We start from the raw sequence: 16,972 nt of genomic DNA, 5'->3' as shown, positions 1-16,972 counted from the left end.
GCAACCCCGCGCGAGCCCTTGGCAACCCGCTGCACCGAGGTGCGCGGGGTCGATAGGCTGCGCGGATGACCAGCGCCCCGCCGCCCGAGCTGAACCCGACGCCCGCCGCACCGCTCTGGTCGGCGCCGCCGCCGCGCGGGCGGCGGGGTGGCACGGTGTTCGCGGTGATCGGGATCGTGCTCGCCGGACTGGTCGGACTGCTCGTCCTCGCATATCTCGGCCTCGCCCTCGGCGTGTCGACACTCGTCATCGGCACGTTGCTCGCGCTCGTGCCGCTGGGGGTCGTGCTGCTCGCGGTGCGCTGGATCGACCGCTGGGAGCCCGAGCCGCGGTGGGCGCTGTGGTTCGCGTTCCTGTGGGGCGCGGCGGTCGCGGTCGCGATCGCGCTCGTCGTCGACCTCGGCGTGCAGCTCGCGATGGCGTTCGCGCAGCCGGGCGGCAGTCCCGACGAGGCCCTGCAGGCGGTCGTGCAGGCGCCGCTCGTGGAGGAGCTCGCCAAGGGCCTGGGCGTGCTGCTCATCTTCGCGTTCTCGCGGTCGCATTTCGACGGCCCGGTCGACGGCCTCGTCTACGCCGCCACGGCGGCCGCGGGGTTCGCGTTCACCGAGAACATCCTCTACTTCGGGCAGGCGCTCGCCGAGGGCGGTGCGAGCGAGCTCGGTGCCACGTTCGTGCTGCGGGGCATCTTCTCGCCCTTCGCGCACGTGCTGTTCACCGCGTGCATCGGCATCGCGATCGGCATCGGCGCGAGTCGTGGGGGCGGCCCCGGCGTGATCGGATGGTTCCTGCTCGGCCTCACGGGAGCGGTGCTGCTGCACGCGCTGTGGAACGGCTCGCTCGCCTTCGCCGACGACGCGATCGGCCTGTACTTCACCGTGCAGGTGCCGATCTTCGTCGGTGCGCTGCTGGTGACGGTGTACCTGCGCCGCCAGGAGGCGCGCATCACCCGCACACGGCTCGCCGAGTACGGCGCGGCCGGCTGGTTCAGCCCCGCGGAGGTCGAGATGCTCGCCACGCCCGCCGGACGTCGGCAGGCGAAGGCGTGGGCGAGGGCGCAGACCCCGCCGCGCACTGCGCTGATGCGCCGCCTCATCAGGGACGCCACGCACCTCGCCTTCACCAGGCAGCGGATGGTGACCGCCCGCGACGGGCGCCGGGGCGCCGTCGACGAGCATGCGCTGCTGGAGGCGGTGGCCGCCGACCGCGCCGCGCTGCTGCGCTGATCTTCTGCGGAGGGGGCGCCGGCGGAGCGCGGCCCCCGCACAAGGAAACTCGCCGCCCTGTGGTGTGGCACTGCCGACATCTCTACGGGGCGACGAGTTCTCGGATTCCAGAGTGCGTGATGTTCGCAGTCAGCGCAAGAGGGGGGTGGACGGTTGTCCATGCCCGTCGCGTCCGTTTGGATGGGAGCCATGACTGACACGAACAGCAAGCCCGAGATCGACGCCCCCGAGGGTCCGGCCCCCGTCGAACTCGTCATCGAGGACATCGTGGTGGGCGACGGCGCGGAGGCGACCCCGGGCTCCACCGTCGACGTGCACTACCTCGGCGTGGAGTACGAGACCGGTGAGGAGTTCGACTCATCGTGGAGCCGCAGCCAGTCGATCAACTTCCCGCTGCAGGCGCTCATCGCCGGGTGGCAGGAGGGGATCCCGGGCATGAAGGTCGGCGGTCGCCGCAAGCTGACCGTGCCGCCGCAGAAGGCCTACGGTCCGGCCGGCGGAGGGCACCAGCTCTCGGGCAAGACCCTGATCTTCGTGATCGACCTCCTCGGCGTCAGCTGAGCCGAGCGATCCCGTACGACGAAGGCCGGTGGGCACGAGCCCGCCGGCCTTCGTCGTCTCTCGCGGCTCAGGGGCTCATCGCGCTCGGGGCGGTGCGGGCCGTTCGGTGGGCGCCGGTCGGCCCTCGCCGCTCGAGCCGCGCGCCGGCTCGGTGACCTGCTGCACCCGGTCGACGAGCTCGCGCCAGGGACCGGTGAGTTGGCGTTCCGCCAGCGTCGCCTCGTGCGGCTCGCACCGGATGCGATAGACGTACCGGTCGGGCTCGGGCGGCACGGGGGGAGGCTGGCTCCACGGGATCTCCTCGATGAGGAGGTACCACCGGTCGGCATCGGGCTGCTCGTCGACGCGCACCTCCCACGTGAGTCGAAGGCCCGCCAGGCCGCCCGTTCGGGACACGATGACGTCCATGCCCGCGATGGTACTCCCGCGATGCGAGGGCCGCTGGGGCGGACCCGCAGGACCTGCAGCAGATGCGGCGGCATGGTGCCGGTTCAGGCGGCCGCCGGCACCGTCTCGATGCCCACCGCAGCCCAGCCGCCCTGCACCGCCCGGGTCTCGCGGGACGCGCGGCCGTAGCGTTCGGTCGCAGCGCGCACCGTCTCGTTCGCGAAGGTCTGGAAGTCGGTGTCGGGCTGCAGCCGGCCGGACGTGAGCACGTCGTACCAGACCCGCCCCACGGTCTCCCACGCGAACCCGCCGAGCTCGATGGCCGCGAGCGCGAAGGCCCGGTTGGGGATGCCCGAGTTCAGGTGCACCCCGCCGTTGTCATCGTCGGTCTCGATGTAGCGGTCGAAGTGGTCGGGCTGCGGGTCCTTGCCGAGCACGTCGTCATCGTAGGCGGTGCCGGGCGCCTTCATCGAGCGGATGGCGCGCCCTTCGACCGCCTCGGTGAAGACCCCCTCGCCGATGAGCCAGGTCGCCGACGCGGCATCCTGACCCATGGCGTACTGCTCCACGAGCGCGCCGAACACGTCGGAGACGTGCTCGTTGAGGGCGCCCGACTGGCCCTGGTAGCGAAGCCGCGCGGTGCGCTCCGTGACGCCGTGCGCGAGCTCGTGGCCGATCACGCTGATCGACTGGGTGAAGCCGCGGAACACCTCGCCGTCGCCGTCGCCGAACACCATGCGCTCGCCGTCCCAGAAGGCGTTGTCGTAGCGGTCGCCGTAGTGCACGGTGGCCTCGAGGGGCAGGCCCGCGTCGTCGATCGAGTCGCGCGCGAACACCCGGGCGAACATCTCGAACGTGTCGCCGAGGCCGTCGTAGGCCTGGTCGACCGCGGGGTCGCCGCTCGCGGGCTGGCCCTCGCGGCGCACGAGGCGGCCGGGCAGCTTGTCGTCGCCCTGCGCGTCGGAGATGCGGCGGTCGGGCTGCGGCGCCGTGCCGGGAGCCGCAGCGGGTCGCTCGTCGCGCGCCGGGTGCTCGGGTGCGATGAACGAGGGCAGTTCGCCGCTGCCCCGCCATTCGCGCACGGGCGCGTCGCGGAGGAGCGAGCGGCGGGCGGCGTCGGCGGCCGCGTCGAAGCGCGGGTCGTCGAGGTTCGCGATGCGCGCGAGGAGGTAGGGCGGCACGATCGCCGCGTGCGGCGTCGGATGAGGGTAGGGCCGGGGCATCCGCGTCATGCACCGATCGTGACACGTCCTCCCGACACCGGGGGAGACCCGCGCCGGGCGCGCCGTCGCACGGCGTCACGATCCGCGGCGACTTGCCGCGCCGCGTCGCGACGGCGAAGCTGGGAGGGTGTCCACCGCCCTCGTCGCGCCGCCCGAGGTGCGCACGCACCCCATCGCATTGCTCCCCGCCGTGCTCGTCTGCGGCGCCGCGGTGCTCCTCTTCGGGTTCCAGTTGCGGCTGGCGGGCTACGCGGTGCTCGTACTTGGCCTCGGCGTGGCGTGGCTGGTCGACCGGTCGGGCCGCACCACCCGGCTGCTGCCCGACCTCGCCCTCATCGCGGTCGGCCAGGTCATCATCTCCACCATGTCGCTCGAAGCCGACATCAGCTACCCGAACATGGTCCGCTTCACGGTCGTGCTCGGCAGCGCGGTGGCGGTGCCGTACCTGATCTCCCGGTTCGTCTACCGCGACCGGGTCATCCGCTTCCCGTGGCGCACGGGCCAGCGGTGGACGCGGGTGCAGTGGGCGTACCTGCTGCTCGTGCTCTTCCTCGGCTGGGCGATCCTGCCGTTCTACTTCATCACCTCGGGCGTCTACACGAACTGGCCGACGGTCACCGCCCCCGACGAGATCGCGCGCCTGTTCGTCGGCGTGAACGCGGTGGGCACGTGGGACGAGCTGTTCTTCATCTGCACCGTGTTCGCGCTGCTGCGCCGGCACTTCCCGACCTGGCAGGCCAACCTGCTGCAGTCGATCGTCTTCGTCTCGTTCCTGTGGGAGCTCGGCTACCAGTCCTGGGGGCCGCTGCTCACCATCCCGTTCGCGCTGCTGCAGGGCTACACGTTCAAGCTCACGAAGTCGCTCACCTACGTGCTCGTCGTGCACCTGCTCTTCGACGCGATCGTGTTCGCGGTGATCGTCTACGCGCACAACGGCTGGCCGGCGATCTTCCTGCTGGCGCCCTAGACGACGGCTCGCCGCGGCCCCCGCATGCTGCGCACCGACAGTGCAGCGAGGGCGATCGCGGCTGCCGCGGTGGCCGCGCAGAGCGCCCACTCGAGCGCGCCCGGCCGTGCCGGCGGTGCCTCGAACACCGCACCGGGATCGCTGCGGTAGACCGTCGCGGTGGCGCCGACGGCGAGATCGTCGCTCTGCAGGTCGGCGCGAACCTCGTCGGGCAGTTCAACGGTCACGATGCGGACCGACTCGATGCTGCTGCCCCGTCGGTCGGCGACCAGCCGATCCTCGGAGTGCTCGCCGACGACCGTCACCTCGATCGGCGCATACGACGTGAACGCACGGCTGGAGGTCTCGAAGATCATCCCCACGGCGCACACGGCGAGGACGACCGCGGACAGCGCGAGCACGAGGGCGGTGAGCGCCGGCGGCGGGTCTCCCGTGCGCTGGGCTCTCGGACGGCGAGCGGCGGCCGACCGTGCGCTACTTGAGCTGTCCGCGGATCTCGCCTCCGGGGTTGTTCGCGTCGTGGACGTTGACGTAGTACGCGCTCGGGTCCGCCTCGATCGCCGCGAGCAGATCGGCCGAGGCGGTGGTGCACGCCGCGACCTCGAAGTCGGTCGCCATCGGCACGGCGAGCGGGATCACGACCGGGCCGGGAGCGTTGCGCACCCCGACGTGGACGTGGGCGGCCGTGGCCGGCGCCGACAGGCCGCTCACCTCGAGCGTGTAGCAGAACTGCGTGCCGTCGATGTCGTAGCTGAACGAGCCGTGGGCGCCGAACGTGGTCGGCTTCGGCGACTCCTGGCCTCCGGTCAGCGGGATGGCGGGCGCAGCCTGGGCTGCGCCGGCACCCGCGAGCGTGAGTGCGGCGGCCGCCAGCGTGAGCGCGGCGATCCGGGCGGGCATCTTCGCGAGCATGATGATCCCTCACTTTCGGGTTGGACCGCACGCTACGCCGGCGATCGGGGGGTCGCAAGGGCTCACCCGATGCGGCGGGCGGATGCCGCTGCGGAGTGCGTGCAGCGCGGCATCCGCTCGTCTCAGGTCTCGACGGATGCCCCGTGATCGGCGAGCCATCCCAACAGCACGGCGACGTGATTGACCTGTTCGTCGCGCGCGGCATAGAGGAGCGTGACCCGGTCGTGTGCGCGCCCCGTCTCGAGCAGCGCCTGCGCGGCCGAGTCGGCGTCGAGCTCATCGCGGTAGCGGGCGGCGAACTCGTCGAACCGCTCGCGGTGGTGATGCCATTCGGTGCGCAGTTCGGGAGAGGGGGCGGCGTCCTTCGCCCACTCATCGAGCTCGGCGCGCTCCTTCTTCACCCCGCGGGGCCAGAGCCGGTCGACGAGCACGCGATAGCCGTCGGATGCCGCGGCCGGCTCGTACACGCGCTTCATCACGAACGCCATGGCGCCAGTCTGCTCCGCGCTCGACGGTGCGGCAACGACGAAGGCCCGTCAGGCGGCCGTCGCCCCGGCGATGGCGGGCGATGCGGTGGAGCGTTCGCCGTCCAGCGCACGCTCCGCGACGATCTGCTGCACCGCCGCGCGACCCGCCCGGTTCGCGCCCACGGTCGACTGCGATGGGCCGTAGCCGATGAGGAAGAGGCGCGGCTCGTCGAGCGAGCGGGTGTCGGCGACGCGGAACCCGCCCTCGCGGGTCCGCAGCCGCAACGGTGCGAGGTGGTCGAGCGCCGGGCGGAAACCGGTCGCCCAGAGGATCACGTCGGCGGCGATGAAGGAGCCGTCGGGCATGCGCACGCCGTGCTCCTCGGCTGCGGCGAACATCGGATGCCGCACGAGCACGCCGCGCGCCTCGGCGGCCCGCGCCCACGGCGTCCAGTGCATGCCGGTGACCGCGATCACGCTGCCGGGCGGCAGGCCCTGGCGCACCCGGGCCTCGACCCCGGCGATCGCGGCGCTGCGGGCGGCGAGGTCGAAGTCGTCCTCGACCCACTGCGGTTCCCGGCGCGTCATCCACACCGTCTCCGCGACGTGTGAGATCTCGTCGAGCAGTTGCACCGCCGAGACGCCCGCGCCGACGACGATCACGCGCTGCCCGGCGAACTCGTCGGCCGAGACGTAGTCGGCGACGTGCAGCTGGCGCCCGCGGAACCGATCGAGCCCCGGGTAGAAGGGGCGGAACGGGCGGGTCCACGTGCCCGTGGCGTTGATGACGTGACGCGCGGCCCAGTCGTCCCGGTCGGTCTCGACGAGCAGGCGGCCGTGCGGGTCGTCGTCGGCACGGCGCACCGCCGTCACCCGCACCGGGCGCTGCACCGCGAGGTCGAAGCGCCGCTCGTACTCGGCGAAGTACGGCGGCAGCGCCTCACGGCTCGCCATCGCGGGGTCGGCGGGGGGCACGGGGAATCCCGGCAGCTCGTGGATGCCGTTCACGGTCGCCATCCGCAGCGACGGCCAGCGGTGTTGCCACGCCCCACCGGGCGCGGGATTGGCGTCGAGCACGACGAAGGTCTGCGCCGCGAGGGCGTCGCGCACGACCGGCACGAAGCCGCGACGCTGCAGGTGGTAGGCGGCCGAGAGTCCGGCCTGCCCGGCGCCGATGACGGCGACGTCCACCTCGATTGCGCTCACGCCCATGCCAACCCCGCTGGGAGACCACGTATTCCGGCCCGCGGCGGCGCGACTGCGGCGTGGATAGGCTCGCCGCATGCGCGCGATCCGCTACGAACGGTACGGCGGTCCCGACCGCCTACGCGAGGTCGACCTGCCGACACCCGTGCCGGGTCCCGACGAGGTGCTGGTGCGCGTGCGGGCCGCGTCGGTCAACTCCTGGGACTGGGACCTGCTGCACGGCAGGCCGCTGATCACCCGCCTCGGCGGCGGCGTGCGCCGGCCCGTGCATCCGGTGCTCGGGGCCGACGTGGCCGGCGACGTGGTGGCGGTCGGTGCCGGTGCCACGAGCGTCGCGGTCGGCGACCGGGTGCACGGCGACCTGTCCGGCGCCCGCTGGGGCGGCTTCGCCGAGTTCGTGGCCGCGCCGGCGACGGCCCTCCGGCGCATCCCCGACGGGATCGGCTTCGTCGACGCGGCCGTGCTGCCGCAGGCCGGCGGTCTCGCCCTCCAGGGCCTGCGGCTGGCGGGCGTGGCGGCCGGCGATCGGGTGCTCGTGAACGGCGCGGGGGGCGGAACGGGGACGCTCGTCGTGCAGCTCGCACGCCGCGCGGGCGCCGAGGTCACCGCGGTCGACCGCGCCGGAAAGCTCGACCTGCTGCGACGGCTGGGCGCGACTCGTGCCATCGACCTCACGGATGCCGCGGCGGGCCGCCCGATCGACGGGGGCTACGACGTGATCATCGACCTGGTGGCGCACCGGAGCCTGCGCGAGTACCGCCGCATGCTCGCGGACGGCGGGCGCCTGGTGATCATCGGCGGTCGCATGCGCACGATCCTCGCGGCGTTCGCGTTCGGCCGCCTCGGCCGGCGCGACGATCGTGCGTACCGCGTGCTCGCCGCACGTCCCAACGACGGCCTCGAGGAGCTCGACGCCATGGTCGCGGCCGGAGCGGTGCATCCGGTCATCGACGCGGTGCTGCCGCTCGCCTCGACGCCGGAGGCGCTCGCCCGCATCGGGGCGGGCGACGTGCTCGGCAAGCTCGTCATCGACCCGACGCGCTGAGGCGCCGGCTCAGGGTGTGGGACGCTTGCGCAGGCCGAGCACCACGAGCACGATGCCGACGATCGCGATGATCGGTCCGAGCACCGCCCACAGGGTCGAGCCCGACATGGCGCTGCCACCGACCACGCCGAGGCCCTGCAGTGTGAACAGCAGGCCGAGCAGCGCGACGACGACGCCGACGATGATGAGGACGGGCTTGCTCATGTGGACTCCTTCGTGCGGCGGGGGAGCGGGTCGCCCGCGTGGGCGGCCACGCGGCATCCGCTCTGGTAGACTCCTGAGGTTGCCGTGAAATCGGCCGCGCATCAAGAGAGCCCAGGCATTCGGCCCCGGGCAGCGCGCAACAAGGAGAAAGGGGATCCCATCTATGGCACTTGAAGCTGATGTCAAGAAGGCGATCATCGAAGAGTACGCGACGCACCCCGGTGACACTGGATCCCCCGAGGTCCAGATCGCGCTCCTCACGAAGCGAATCAAGGACCTCACGGAGCACCTGAAGGAGCACAAGCACGACCACCACTCGCGTCGTGGCCTGCTCCTCCTCGTCGGTCAGCGTCGTCGTCTGCTCGGCTACCTTGCCGATGTGGACATCACCCGCTACCGCACGCTCATCGAGCGTCTCGGTCTGCGCCGCTAAGCGGAGTAGTCTCGCGCGGCTCTCGAAGACACCGCGAACTTCTTGCGAAGGCCCCCGCCCTGCACTCTCGAGTGCGGCCGGGGGCCTTCGTCATGCACGCCGTCGTCATGCGGGTGCGGCGCCGTCGTCAGGCGGTGCGGGCGCGGTAGGCGCGCACGGCCATGCGGTTGCCGCAGCGCGTGGAGCAGAACCGGCGCGAGCCGTTCTTCGAGAGGTCGAGGAAGATGCCCGAGCAGTCGTCGGCGGCGCACGCCCGCATGCGGTCGGTCCCATCGGCGCGGATGACGTCCACGAGTGCCATCGCCGCCTCGACCAGGATGCGCTCGGCGAGCGGCGTCTCGGATGAGGTCGCGTGGATGTGCCAGTCGAGTGTGTCGTGGCGCACGAGCCGGGGCACTGCGTTGGCCTCCGCGAGAATCTCGTTGACCGCGACCACGGCGTCGTCGCGGTCGAGCGCCCAGAGCGCGCGCAGCCGGTCGCGTGCGGCGACGACCTCGGCGAGCTCGCGTGCATCGCCATCGCGCCGGCCCGAGTAGATCCAGGCGTCGAGGAGGGCGCCCAGTTGTTCGGGCGTCGCGAGCTCGTCCGCGCCGGACTCGGAGGCCTCGGGCACGGTGTCGGCGAGGGCGGCGACGAAGTTCAGCGCCGCCACCGTGTCATCGGTGAAAATCATTTGACTCCTGACATCCGGAACCGGTAGCGTCATCAGCATAACGGTGTTCGCCCATGACGGCGGCGAGTTCCATGAACTTCGGGGGAGGCAGTCGTGCGCAACTCGCGGGGCATGCTCGGCATCGCACTCGGCCTGGCGGCGGGCCTCGCCTTCGGCGCGGGCGGCGTGTTCGTGAAGCCGCTCCTCGAGAGCGGCTGGTCGCCCGGCGCCGCGGTGCTGGCGCGCATCTCGGTCGCCGCCGTGATCCTCGCGGTCCCGGGCCTCGTCGCGCTGCGCTTCGACCTGCGGCCGCTGTGGCGGGCGCGCTGGACCGTGCTGGTGTACGGGCTTGTGGCCGTCGCCGGCGTGCAGTTCGCGTTCTACGCGTCGCTCGAGCGCATTCCCGTGTCGACGACGCTGCTCATCGAGTACCTCGCGCCCATCGCGCTCGTCCTCTTCGCGTGGCTGCGCACCCGCCGCCGGCCGCAGGCGATCGTGCTCGCTGGTTCGGTCCTCGCCATCGGCGGCCTCGTGCTCGTCATCGGGCCGGGCGGCGGATCGCTCGACCCGCTGGGCCTCGCGTTCGCCGCGATCGCCATGATCGGGGTCTGTGTCTACTACGCGATCGGTGAGCGGGCGGCCGAGCAGCTGCCGCCCATCGCGCTCGTCGCCGCGGGCTTCGTGGTCGGGGCGGTGGCCCTCGCCATCACGGGTGCCGTCGGCCTGCTGCCCATGGAGGCCGTGTTCACCGAGGTGCCGTTCCTCGGCGGCAGTGCCCCGTGGTGGGTGCCGCTGGTCACCGTCGGGGTCGTGTCGACCGCGTTCGCGTACGTGGCCGGCATCGCCGCGATCGGCATGCTCGGCTCCCGGCTTGCGGCCTTCCTGGGGCTCTCGGAGGTCGTGTTCGCGGGCATCGTGGGCTGGCTCCTGCTCGGGGAGGCCCTCGGCCCAGTGCAGATCCTCGGCGGCATCCTGATCCTCGCCGGCATCGTGTGCGTGCGCCTGGAGCGCCGCGCGATCGAGCCGACCCTCGCCGTCGAACTCGGGGGCGAGCCGGTGCCGACCGGATCGCGTCGACCCTAGGCTGATCCCATGCGCTTCGGCATCGTCATCCTCCCGCAGTACGACTGGCCCGAGGCCGCCCGCCGCTGGCGCGGCGCAGAGGAGTACGGCTTCGACCACGCGTGGACCTACGACCACCTCGCGTGGCGCGGGCTCGCCGGCGAACGCTGGCACGCCACCGTCCCGACGCTCACGGCCGCGGCGACCGTGACGAGCCGCATCGGCCTCGGCACGTTCGTCGCCTCGCCGAACTACCGTCATCCGGTGCCCTTCGCGAAGGACATCGCCACGGTCGACCAGATCTCGGGCGGCCGGATGTTGCTGGGACTCGGCTCCGGCGGCACCGGCTTCGACGCCTTCGTGCTCGGCCAGCCCGAGCTGACACCTCGCCAGCGGTTCGCGCGGTTCGCCGAGTTCGCCGAGGCACTCGACGTGCTGCTCCGCTTCGAGCGGCCCGGCTCGGGCGGCATCTCGTTCGAGGGGGAGTGGTTCACGGCGTCCGGCGCGCGCATGGTCGGCGAGCCCTCGCAGCGTCCGCGGATGCCGCTGCACCTCGCCGCTGACGGGCCGAAGGGCCTCGCCCTGGCCGCCCGGATCGCCGACGGCTGGGTGACCACCGCCGGCGCCGACGACGACACCGCGGCGTGGTGGCGCACCGCCGGAACGCTGGCGCAGCGCCTCGACGAGGCCTGCTCCGCCGCCGGTCGCGACCCGTCCACGATCAGCCGCACGCTGTCGCTCGATGCCGAGGCCCGCTACAGCCTCGCGAGCCTCGGCGCCTTCGAGGATGCCGTGGGCCGGGCGGCCGAGCTCGGCTACACCGACGTCGTCGTGCACTGGCCACGCGAGCACGGCCTGTACGCGGCCGACGAGTCGGTGCTCGACGAGGTCGCCGCTCGCCTGCCCGCCCTGCGCTGACGCCGGCCGGAGCCCGCGCGGGCGATAGCCTGATCCTCATGCCCGCGCCCCGTTCCAAGCCGCTGCTCGCCTGGGAGCCGCTCCCGTTCCTCGTGCTGGTCGGGCTGCTCCTGCTCACCGGGTGGATCCGTCCCGACGGCCCGCCGGCGGCGTTCTGGCTGCTGGTGGTGCTGGTGCTGGCGGCGCTCGCCTGGCTCGTGGTGTCGCTCGTGCGTGCGAGTCGGCGGGCCAATCCCGACCAATGGGGCGACCTCGCAACGCTCGAGGGCCTCGACGTCGTCGACGCGCCACACCGGGACCGCGAGGTGCGCGCGGTCGTGCCCGTCGAGGACGCCAACCGCCACCAGGCCGCGATCGAGCTGGCGCGCCTGTATGGCGGGACCGAGCAGCACGCGGTGCTCGTCCCGCGCGCCAATCGGTGGCTCTCGCGCCGCTACCGCATCGGCGTGCAACTCGTCGGCGGCGATCGCCCGCGTCACGCCGGCTTCCTCGCCACGGCGGCCGCCGAACGCTGGGTGGAACTGCTCGACGGGCTCCGCCAGCGCGGCACGTTCGTGCGGGTGCCGGCGATCATCGTCGGTGACTCGCGGCCGCACAAGGTCGACCTCGACCTCAGCGGACTGGACGCGCTCGAGGGTTGACGCCCGGCCGGCGGCATCCGTCGACGCAGGCGCCGATCAGCGCTCGGTCTGCGACGAGGTCATGGCCTGCTCGGTCTCCTGCTGCGCGAGCTCGGCCCGCACCGCGTCCATGTCGAGGGCGCGCACCTGCGAGATCAGGTCGTCGAGCATGGGACGGGGCAGGGCGCCCGCCTGGGCGAACACGCCGATGCCGTCCTTGAACGCCATGATCGTGGGGATCGACGTGATGTTCATGGCGGCGGCGAGCTGCTGCTGGTCCTCGGTGTCGACCTTCGCGAAAGTGAAGTCGGGGTTCGCCTCGGAGGCCGCCTCGTAGTTGGGGGCGAACTGCATGCAGGGGCCGCACCAGCCGGCCCAGAAGTCGACGAAGACGGTGCCGCCCTCGAGGATCGTCCGCTCGAAGTTGTCGATGGTCAGCGCCACGGTAGACATCCGTCCACCCTACGACGGGTCGCTGGGCAGCCGGCCGGTGTTCGCTGTGGGCGACCTGGGTGCCGGATGCCCCGGCGTCCGCGGCGCTCGCGCGTGCGGTCCCGCGCCGAGCCGGGACGACGCTATCGTGATCACGTGGTCGCATTCGGAGGAGTGCTGGGATCGTTCCGACGGCGCGGCCCGTCGCCCGACGTCGCGTCGGACGCGACGGATGCCGCGGCGGCTGCGCGCGCCCGCGATGCGGCGATCCCCGACCTCGACTGGCGCGCCTTCCCGCCCGGCACCGAGGTCACGAGCTTCGCAGCGCCGAGCGGTGCCCTCGCGCGCGTCGCGCTCGGACCTGTCGACGGGCCTCGCGTGGTGCTCGTGCCGGGCGCGACCGGTTCGAAGGAGGACTTCGTGCTGATGATGCCGCTGTTCGCCGCGGCGGGATACCGGGTCGAGTCCTACGACCTGGCCGGGCAGTACGAGTCATGGGCGGCAGGGCCCTGGAACCTCCAGCCGCCGCGCACCCGGTACGACGAGCGCCTGTTCCTCGACGACCTCCTCGCCGTGCTCGACGACGGCGCGGGCCGCGCGCACGTGCTCGGCTACAGCTTCGCGGCGACCCTCGCCGAGCTGGCGCTGCTCGCCCGGCCCGATCGGTTCGCGAGCCTCACGCTGCTGAGTGCGCCGCCCGAGCCGGGGCAGGCGTTCCGCGGCGTCAAGCGCATCGGAGCCATCAGCGCCGTCACCACACCTCGCCAGGGCGCGGCGCTCATGCTCTGGGGCATCCGGAACAACCTCAACCGGGTGCCGCCGCAACGCCTCGCGTTCGTGCGCGAGCGCTTCGCGCTGACCCGGCGGGAGAGCGTCGACGACATCATCGCGCTCATGATGCGCACGCCCGACCTGCGCGTGCAGCTCGCTGCCTCGCCGGTGCCGAAACTCGTCGCGGTCGGCGAGCACGACCTGTGGCCGCGGGAGCTCCACGAGCGCTTCGCGCGGTCGATCGGCGCGCGCTTCGCGGTCTACCTCACCGGGCACAGCCCGTGCGAGACGGCACCGCACCAGCTCGTGCGCGACATGACGTCGCTCTTCGAGGAGGCCGGCGTCACGCCGTAGGGCGCCCGCCCAGGCGCCGCACGGCTCGGGCGCCCCTCGACCTGCGTCTCACGCGGCCAGCGGCGCGTCGCCCTCGGGGTTCACGTCGGCGACCTCGGCGAGCATCGTTCCCGTTGCGGTGCGGGAGGTGACCGGCCGGTCGCGGCGGCGCTCGATCCTGCGCCGGAGCGGCGGCCACGCCCGCCATTCGACGCCCAGCGTGTGGAAGGCCATGCGCACCCGTCGTGAGATCTCGGGGAGGCTGTCGAACGGTCGCGCCGACACGCCCACGACGAGCGCGCGGTCGTGGACGACCGTCATACCCGGGCGCAGCCACCAGGCGAGATCGAGGTCGTCGTGCACGTCGGCGCGATCGCGATGTACGAGGTCGCGGAGCTCCAGCCAGGCGTCGGCGCGCATCGCGTAGTTCGAGCCGTACACGGGCGGATGGCCGAGCAGCGCACCGATGACGACGAAGTAGCCGCCGATGTAGAGATTGCGGGCGATCCACCGTCGCGGGCCGGTGCCGCCGTAGAACACGCCGGTGCCGGTGACCACCGTCGGACGGTCGGCCAGTGACATCCGCCGCTCGACCTCGGCGAGCCACCCCGGGCCCGGGATGCTGTCGGCGTCCAGGCGCGCGAGGAGGTCGCCGGATGCCGCGTCGAAGCCCGCTGCGGTCGCCGGCCAGATGCCGCGCACCGGCTGGGTGACCACCCGCGCGCCCGAGGCCCGTGCCACCTCGGCCGTGGCATCCGTGGAGCCGTTGTCGACGACGATGACCTCGTCGGCGGGGCGCACCTGATGCGCGAGCGCGTCGAGGCACGCCGAGAGGAAGCCCGCGTCGTTCAGGCTGGGAATGATGACCGAGATGGTGCCCATCACCGGTGAGTCTAGCCACGAGACGCCGCGTTGGCGCACGATTCGTGCGTGGTGGTCGCGGATGTCGCACTCAGGGCTTCCGCACGCACACAGCCAGCGCATAGGCTCGGCCCCCAACTGGGTGTCAACCGGTGCCACCCGGACGGAAGGGAAGACGATGTACCCATCTGCCACACTTTCCAGACGCGCCAGGACGTTGGCGATCGCGACCGCGACCGCCGCCGGGCTCGTGCTCGTGCCAGCGGGGATGGCCATGGCGGCACCCGCGTCCCAGGGCTGCGACCAGCGGACGAACAACACCTACGACAAGCTCCTCGGATGCGTCACCGTCGACGGCGTCCTCGAGCATGAACAGGCCCTCCAGGCCATCGCGGACGCCAACGGCGGCACCCGCGCGGCCGGAACCCAGGGCTACACCGAGAGCGTCGAGTACGTGGTCGACACCCTCGAGGCCGCCGGCTGGAACGTCGAGCTCGATCCGTTCGACTTCACGTTCGTGCCGCCGCCCGTCCTCGAGCAGCTCACGCCGGTGGCGGCAGAGTACTCGTCGGGCACCTTCACGGGAACCGGCTACGGCGAGGTCACCGGAAACGTGATCCCCGTCGACATCGTGCTCGATCCGCCACGCGACCCCGTCACCAGCGGCTGCGAGGCCACGGACTTCGCCGGTCTCGACTTCTCGGGCGACAACGACATCGCGCTCATCCAGCGCGGCACCTGCGAGTTCGGCGTGAAGGCCACCAACGCGCAGACGGCCGGAGCCGAGGCGGTCATCATCTTCAACCAGGGCAACACGGAGCTCCGTTCGGGCCTGGTCACCGGCACGCTCTTCGGCATCAACCAGACGCCGCTGAGCATCCCCGTCGTGGGTGCGAGCTTCGCCGACGGCGCAGCGCTCGCGCAGGCCGGATCGACCGCGCACATCGTGGTCGACTCGCCCGAGTCGCGGCCGCAGGTCAACGTGATCGCCGAGCTCCCCGGCAAGAACGACGACAACGTCGTGATGGCCGGTGCGCACCTCGACTCGGTGCTCGCGGGCCCCGGCATCAACGACAACGGCAGCGGCTCCTCGGCCCTGCTCGAGATCGCCCAGCAGATCTCGAAGCTGAAGCCCGAGAACACGATCCGCTTCGCGTGGTGGGGTGCTGAGGAGAGCGGCTTGCTCGGCTCGCGGGCCTATGTCGCCGACCAGGTCGCGGCCGGCACGCTCGAGGAGGTCGCCCTCTACCTGAACTTCGACATGGTGGCCTCGCCCAACTACATCTTCATGGTGTACGACGGTGACGAGTCCGGTTGGCCGGCCCCGGTCGTCGTGCCCGAGGGATCGGTGCAGATCGAGGACCTGTTCGAGAGCTACTACACCTGGGCCGGCGTGCCGTATGACGACGCCGAGTTCAGCGGTCGCAGCGACTACCAGGCGTTCATCCAGAACGGCATCCCCGCGGGCGGCTTGTTCACCGGCGCCGAGGTCCCGAAGACCGAGGAGCAGGCGGCGATCTGGGGCGGCACTGCGGGTGCGCAGTACGACCCGTGCTACCACCTCGCATGCGATGACCTCGACAACCTCGCGCTCGACGCGCTCGACGTGAACAGCGACGCGATCGCGGCTGCGGTGCTCACGTACGCGTACTCCACCGAGACGGTGAACGGCGTCGTCGGCAAGAAGGTCCCGGGCAACTTCGCGTTCCCGGCTCCCGCCGGGCCCGAGGGCACGGTCAACCTCCCCGGCGGTGGCGGGCTCGCGCCCGACCACGGTCACGGGCACGACGACCTCGACTGAGTCGTCGCGGTCGTGAGGGCGGGGGTGCCGGACGGCGCCCCCGCCCTTCGCCTGTGCACGACGCGCTCGCGGCGCGCTCGTCGGGCACACTGGGCGGGTGGACACCATCGTGAAGGCGCGAACGGATGCCCCCGAGGGCTTCTTCGAGGCGGAGGCGGCCGGGCTCTCGTGGCTGGCGTCGGCCGGCGGCGTGCGCACCGCCGCGGTCGTGTCCGTCGCCCCGGGGCGCATCGAGCTCGAGCGGATCCACGAGACCCGACCCTCGGCGTCTGCGGCGACGGAGTTCGGCGCGTCGCTCGCGAGGACGCACGCGGCCGGGGCGCCGGCCTTCGGCGTCGGGCCCGAGGGGTGGCGCGGCCCGCTGTTCATCGGCCGCCGCCGCCTGCCCGAGTCTCACGAGCGCACCTGGGGCCGCTTCTACGCACGCGACCGGGTCCTCCCGTACCTCGAGGTCGCCGTGCAGGCGGGCAACGTCATGGCCTCGGAGGCCGCGCTCGTGCGGCGGGTGGCGGAGCTCATCGCGCTGGGGGCGTTCGACGACGACGAGCCACCGGCCCGCATCCACGGCGACCTCTGGAACGGCAACGTGTTGTGGTCGCCCGAGGGCGTGGTGCTCATCGACCCCGCCGCGCACGGCGGCCACCGGGAGACGGACCTCGCGATGCTGGCGCTGTTCGGCTGTCCGTTCCTCGTCGACGTGCTCGAGGCCTACGATCGCGCCCGGCCGCTGCGCCCCGGCTGGCGCGACCGGGTGCCGTTGCACCAGTTGCATCCGCTCGCCGTGCACGCCGCGGGCCACGGCAGGGCCTACGGCGTCGCACTCGCCGAGGCCGCCGACGCCGTGCTCGAACTGGTCCGATCGACGCGGGAATAGTCGGGCGGCATCATCCGTTC

General features: G+C 72.4%; 21 protein-coding genes. 11 read left to right on the top strand and 10 right to left on the bottom strand.

Going from position 1 to position 16,972, the window contains the following annotated elements; all coding sequences use genetic code 11:
* Positions 1-65: 65 nt before the first annotated feature.
* Complete coding sequence (locus J2X63_RS00565; protein WP_309972807.1) at positions 66-1,223, top strand: PrsW family intramembrane metalloprotease; 1,158 nt, start codon at positions 66-68, stop codon at positions 1,221-1,223.
* 189 nt (positions 1,224-1,412) lie between these two features.
* Positions 1,413-1,784, top strand: coding sequence for an FKBP-type peptidyl-prolyl cis-trans isomerase (locus J2X63_RS00560; protein ID WP_309972804.1), 372 nt, complete (start codon positions 1,413-1,415; stop codon positions 1,782-1,784).
* 75 nt (positions 1,785-1,859) lie between these two features.
* Here J2X63_RS00560 and J2X63_RS00555 read toward each other — a convergent pair whose 3' ends face one another.
* Together J2X63_RS00555 and J2X63_RS00550 are read right to left on the bottom strand one after the other, a co-directional pair.
* Entirely contained in the window at positions 1,860-2,192 is a 333-nt protein-coding gene (locus J2X63_RS00555) for a protealysin inhibitor emfourin (protein ID WP_309972802.1), read from the bottom strand.
* A gap of 83 nt (positions 2,193-2,275) precedes the next feature.
* Positions 2,276-3,403, bottom strand: coding sequence for a M4 family metallopeptidase (locus J2X63_RS00550; protein ID WP_309972800.1), 1,128 nt, complete (start codon positions 3,401-3,403; stop codon positions 2,276-2,278).
* A gap of 118 nt (positions 3,404-3,521) precedes the next feature.
* Here J2X63_RS00550 and J2X63_RS00545 point away from each other — a divergent pair, with 118 nt between their 5' ends.
* The gene (locus tag J2X63_RS00545; protein WP_309972798.1) at positions 3,522-4,361 is read left to right on the top strand and encodes a type II CAAX prenyl endopeptidase Rce1 family protein; all 840 of its coding nucleotides are present in this window, start codon (positions 3,522-3,524) and stop codon (positions 4,359-4,361) included.
* Here J2X63_RS00545 and J2X63_RS00540 read toward each other — a convergent pair.
* The 4 genes from J2X63_RS00540 to J2X63_RS00525 all read right to left on the bottom strand — a co-directional run bounded on the left by J2X63_RS00540 (position 4,358) and on the right by J2X63_RS00525 (position 6,952).
* The gene (locus J2X63_RS00540) at positions 4,358-4,762 is read right to left on the bottom strand and encodes a hypothetical protein (protein WP_309972796.1); all 405 of its coding nucleotides are present in this window, start codon (positions 4,760-4,762) and stop codon (positions 4,358-4,360) included. The two genes, J2X63_RS00545 and J2X63_RS00540, sit on opposite strands and share 4 nt — an antisense overlap.
* 73 nt (positions 4,763-4,835) lie before the next feature.
* Entirely contained in the window at positions 4,836-5,273 is a 438-nt protein-coding gene (locus J2X63_RS00535; RefSeq protein ID WP_309972795.1) for a CHRD domain-containing protein, read from the bottom strand.
* Positions 5,274-5,395: 122 nt separating this feature from the next.
* On the bottom strand, positions 5,396-5,761 hold the full coding sequence (locus J2X63_RS00530; protein ID WP_309972793.1) for a DUF488 family protein: 366 nt from the start codon (positions 5,759-5,761) through the stop codon (positions 5,396-5,398).
* Positions 5,762-5,809: 48 nt separating this feature from the next.
* Positions 5,810-6,952 (bottom strand): NAD(P)-binding domain-containing protein, encoded by a 1,143-nt coding sequence (locus J2X63_RS00525; RefSeq protein WP_396133094.1) that lies wholly within the window; start codon positions 6,950-6,952, stop codon positions 5,810-5,812.
* A 70-nt stretch (positions 6,953-7,022) separates the two neighbouring features.
* Here J2X63_RS00525 and J2X63_RS00520 point away from each other — a divergent pair, with 70 nt between their 5' ends.
* Complete coding sequence (locus J2X63_RS00520) at positions 7,023-7,991, top strand: NAD(P)-dependent alcohol dehydrogenase (RefSeq protein ID WP_309972789.1); 969 nt, start codon at positions 7,023-7,025, stop codon at positions 7,989-7,991.
* Positions 7,992-8,000: 9 nt separating this feature from the next.
* On the opposite strand, the gene J2X63_RS00515 is transcribed toward J2X63_RS00520, so the two are convergent.
* Entirely contained in the window at positions 8,001-8,195 is a 195-nt protein-coding gene (locus tag J2X63_RS00515; protein ID WP_309972787.1) for a hypothetical protein, read from the bottom strand.
* Between the two features lie 163 nt (positions 8,196-8,358).
* Between J2X63_RS00515 and rpsO the strand changes: the two genes are divergently transcribed.
* Entirely contained in the window at positions 8,359-8,628 is a 270-nt protein-coding gene (gene rpsO / locus J2X63_RS00510; RefSeq protein ID WP_159606651.1) for a 30S ribosomal protein S15, read from the top strand.
* A 127-nt stretch (positions 8,629-8,755) separates the two neighbouring features.
* Here rpsO and J2X63_RS00505 read toward each other — a convergent pair whose 3' ends face one another.
* Positions 8,756-9,301, bottom strand: coding sequence for a CGNR zinc finger domain-containing protein (locus tag J2X63_RS00505; RefSeq protein ID WP_309972784.1), 546 nt, complete (start codon positions 9,299-9,301; stop codon positions 8,756-8,758).
* Between the two features lie 93 nt (positions 9,302-9,394).
* Between J2X63_RS00505 and J2X63_RS00500 the strand changes: the two genes are divergently transcribed.
* From J2X63_RS00500 to J2X63_RS00490, 3 genes are read left to right on the top strand one after another with little or no spacing between them, the layout of a single operon-like run.
* Complete coding sequence (locus tag J2X63_RS00500; protein ID WP_309972781.1) at positions 9,395-10,363, top strand: EamA family transporter; 969 nt, start codon at positions 9,395-9,397, stop codon at positions 10,361-10,363.
* A 9-nt stretch (positions 10,364-10,372) separates the two neighbouring features.
* Entirely contained in the window at positions 10,373-11,260 is an 888-nt protein-coding gene (locus J2X63_RS00495) for an LLM class flavin-dependent oxidoreductase (RefSeq protein ID WP_309972779.1), read from the top strand.
* Positions 11,261-11,298: 38 nt separating this feature from the next.
* Positions 11,299-11,901, top strand: coding sequence for a hypothetical protein (locus tag J2X63_RS00490; protein ID WP_309972777.1), 603 nt, complete (start codon positions 11,299-11,301; stop codon positions 11,899-11,901).
* Positions 11,902-11,937: 36 nt separating this feature from the next.
* Here the strand turns inward: J2X63_RS00490 and J2X63_RS00485 are convergent, their stop codons facing one another.
* A complete protein-coding gene (locus J2X63_RS00485; protein WP_309972775.1) occupies positions 11,938-12,333 on the bottom strand; it encodes a thioredoxin family protein in 396 nt (131 codons plus the stop codon).
* A gap of 135 nt (positions 12,334-12,468) precedes the next feature.
* On the opposite strand from J2X63_RS00485, the gene J2X63_RS00480 reads away from it, so the two are divergent.
* Complete coding sequence (locus J2X63_RS00480) at positions 12,469-13,437, top strand: alpha/beta fold hydrolase (protein ID WP_396133093.1); 969 nt, start codon at positions 12,469-12,471, stop codon at positions 13,435-13,437.
* Positions 13,438-13,485: 48 nt separating this feature from the next.
* Here the strand turns inward: J2X63_RS00480 and J2X63_RS00475 are convergent, their stop codons facing one another.
* Complete coding sequence (locus J2X63_RS00475) at positions 13,486-14,298, bottom strand: glycosyltransferase (protein WP_309972773.1); 813 nt, start codon at positions 14,296-14,298, stop codon at positions 13,486-13,488.
* Positions 14,299-14,494: 196 nt separating this feature from the next.
* Between J2X63_RS00475 and J2X63_RS00470 the strand changes: the two genes are divergently transcribed.
* On the top strand, positions 14,495-16,078 hold the full coding sequence (locus J2X63_RS00470; protein WP_309972771.1) for a M28 family peptidase: 1,584 nt from the start codon (positions 14,495-14,497) through the stop codon (positions 16,076-16,078).
* A gap of 106 nt (positions 16,079-16,184) precedes the next feature.
* A complete protein-coding gene (locus tag J2X63_RS00465; RefSeq protein ID WP_396133136.1) occupies positions 16,185-16,952 on the top strand; it encodes a fructosamine kinase family protein in 768 nt (255 codons plus the stop codon).
* Positions 16,953-16,972: the final 20 nt, after the last annotated feature.

This window comes from Agromyces sp. 3263 (genome assembly GCF_031456545.1).
Classification (GTDB): domain Bacteria; phylum Actinomycetota; class Actinomycetes; order Actinomycetales; family Microbacteriaceae; genus Agromyces.
The sequence above is the reverse complement of the archived record's forward strand: the minus strand, read 5'-3'. Positions and strand labels throughout refer to the sequence as shown.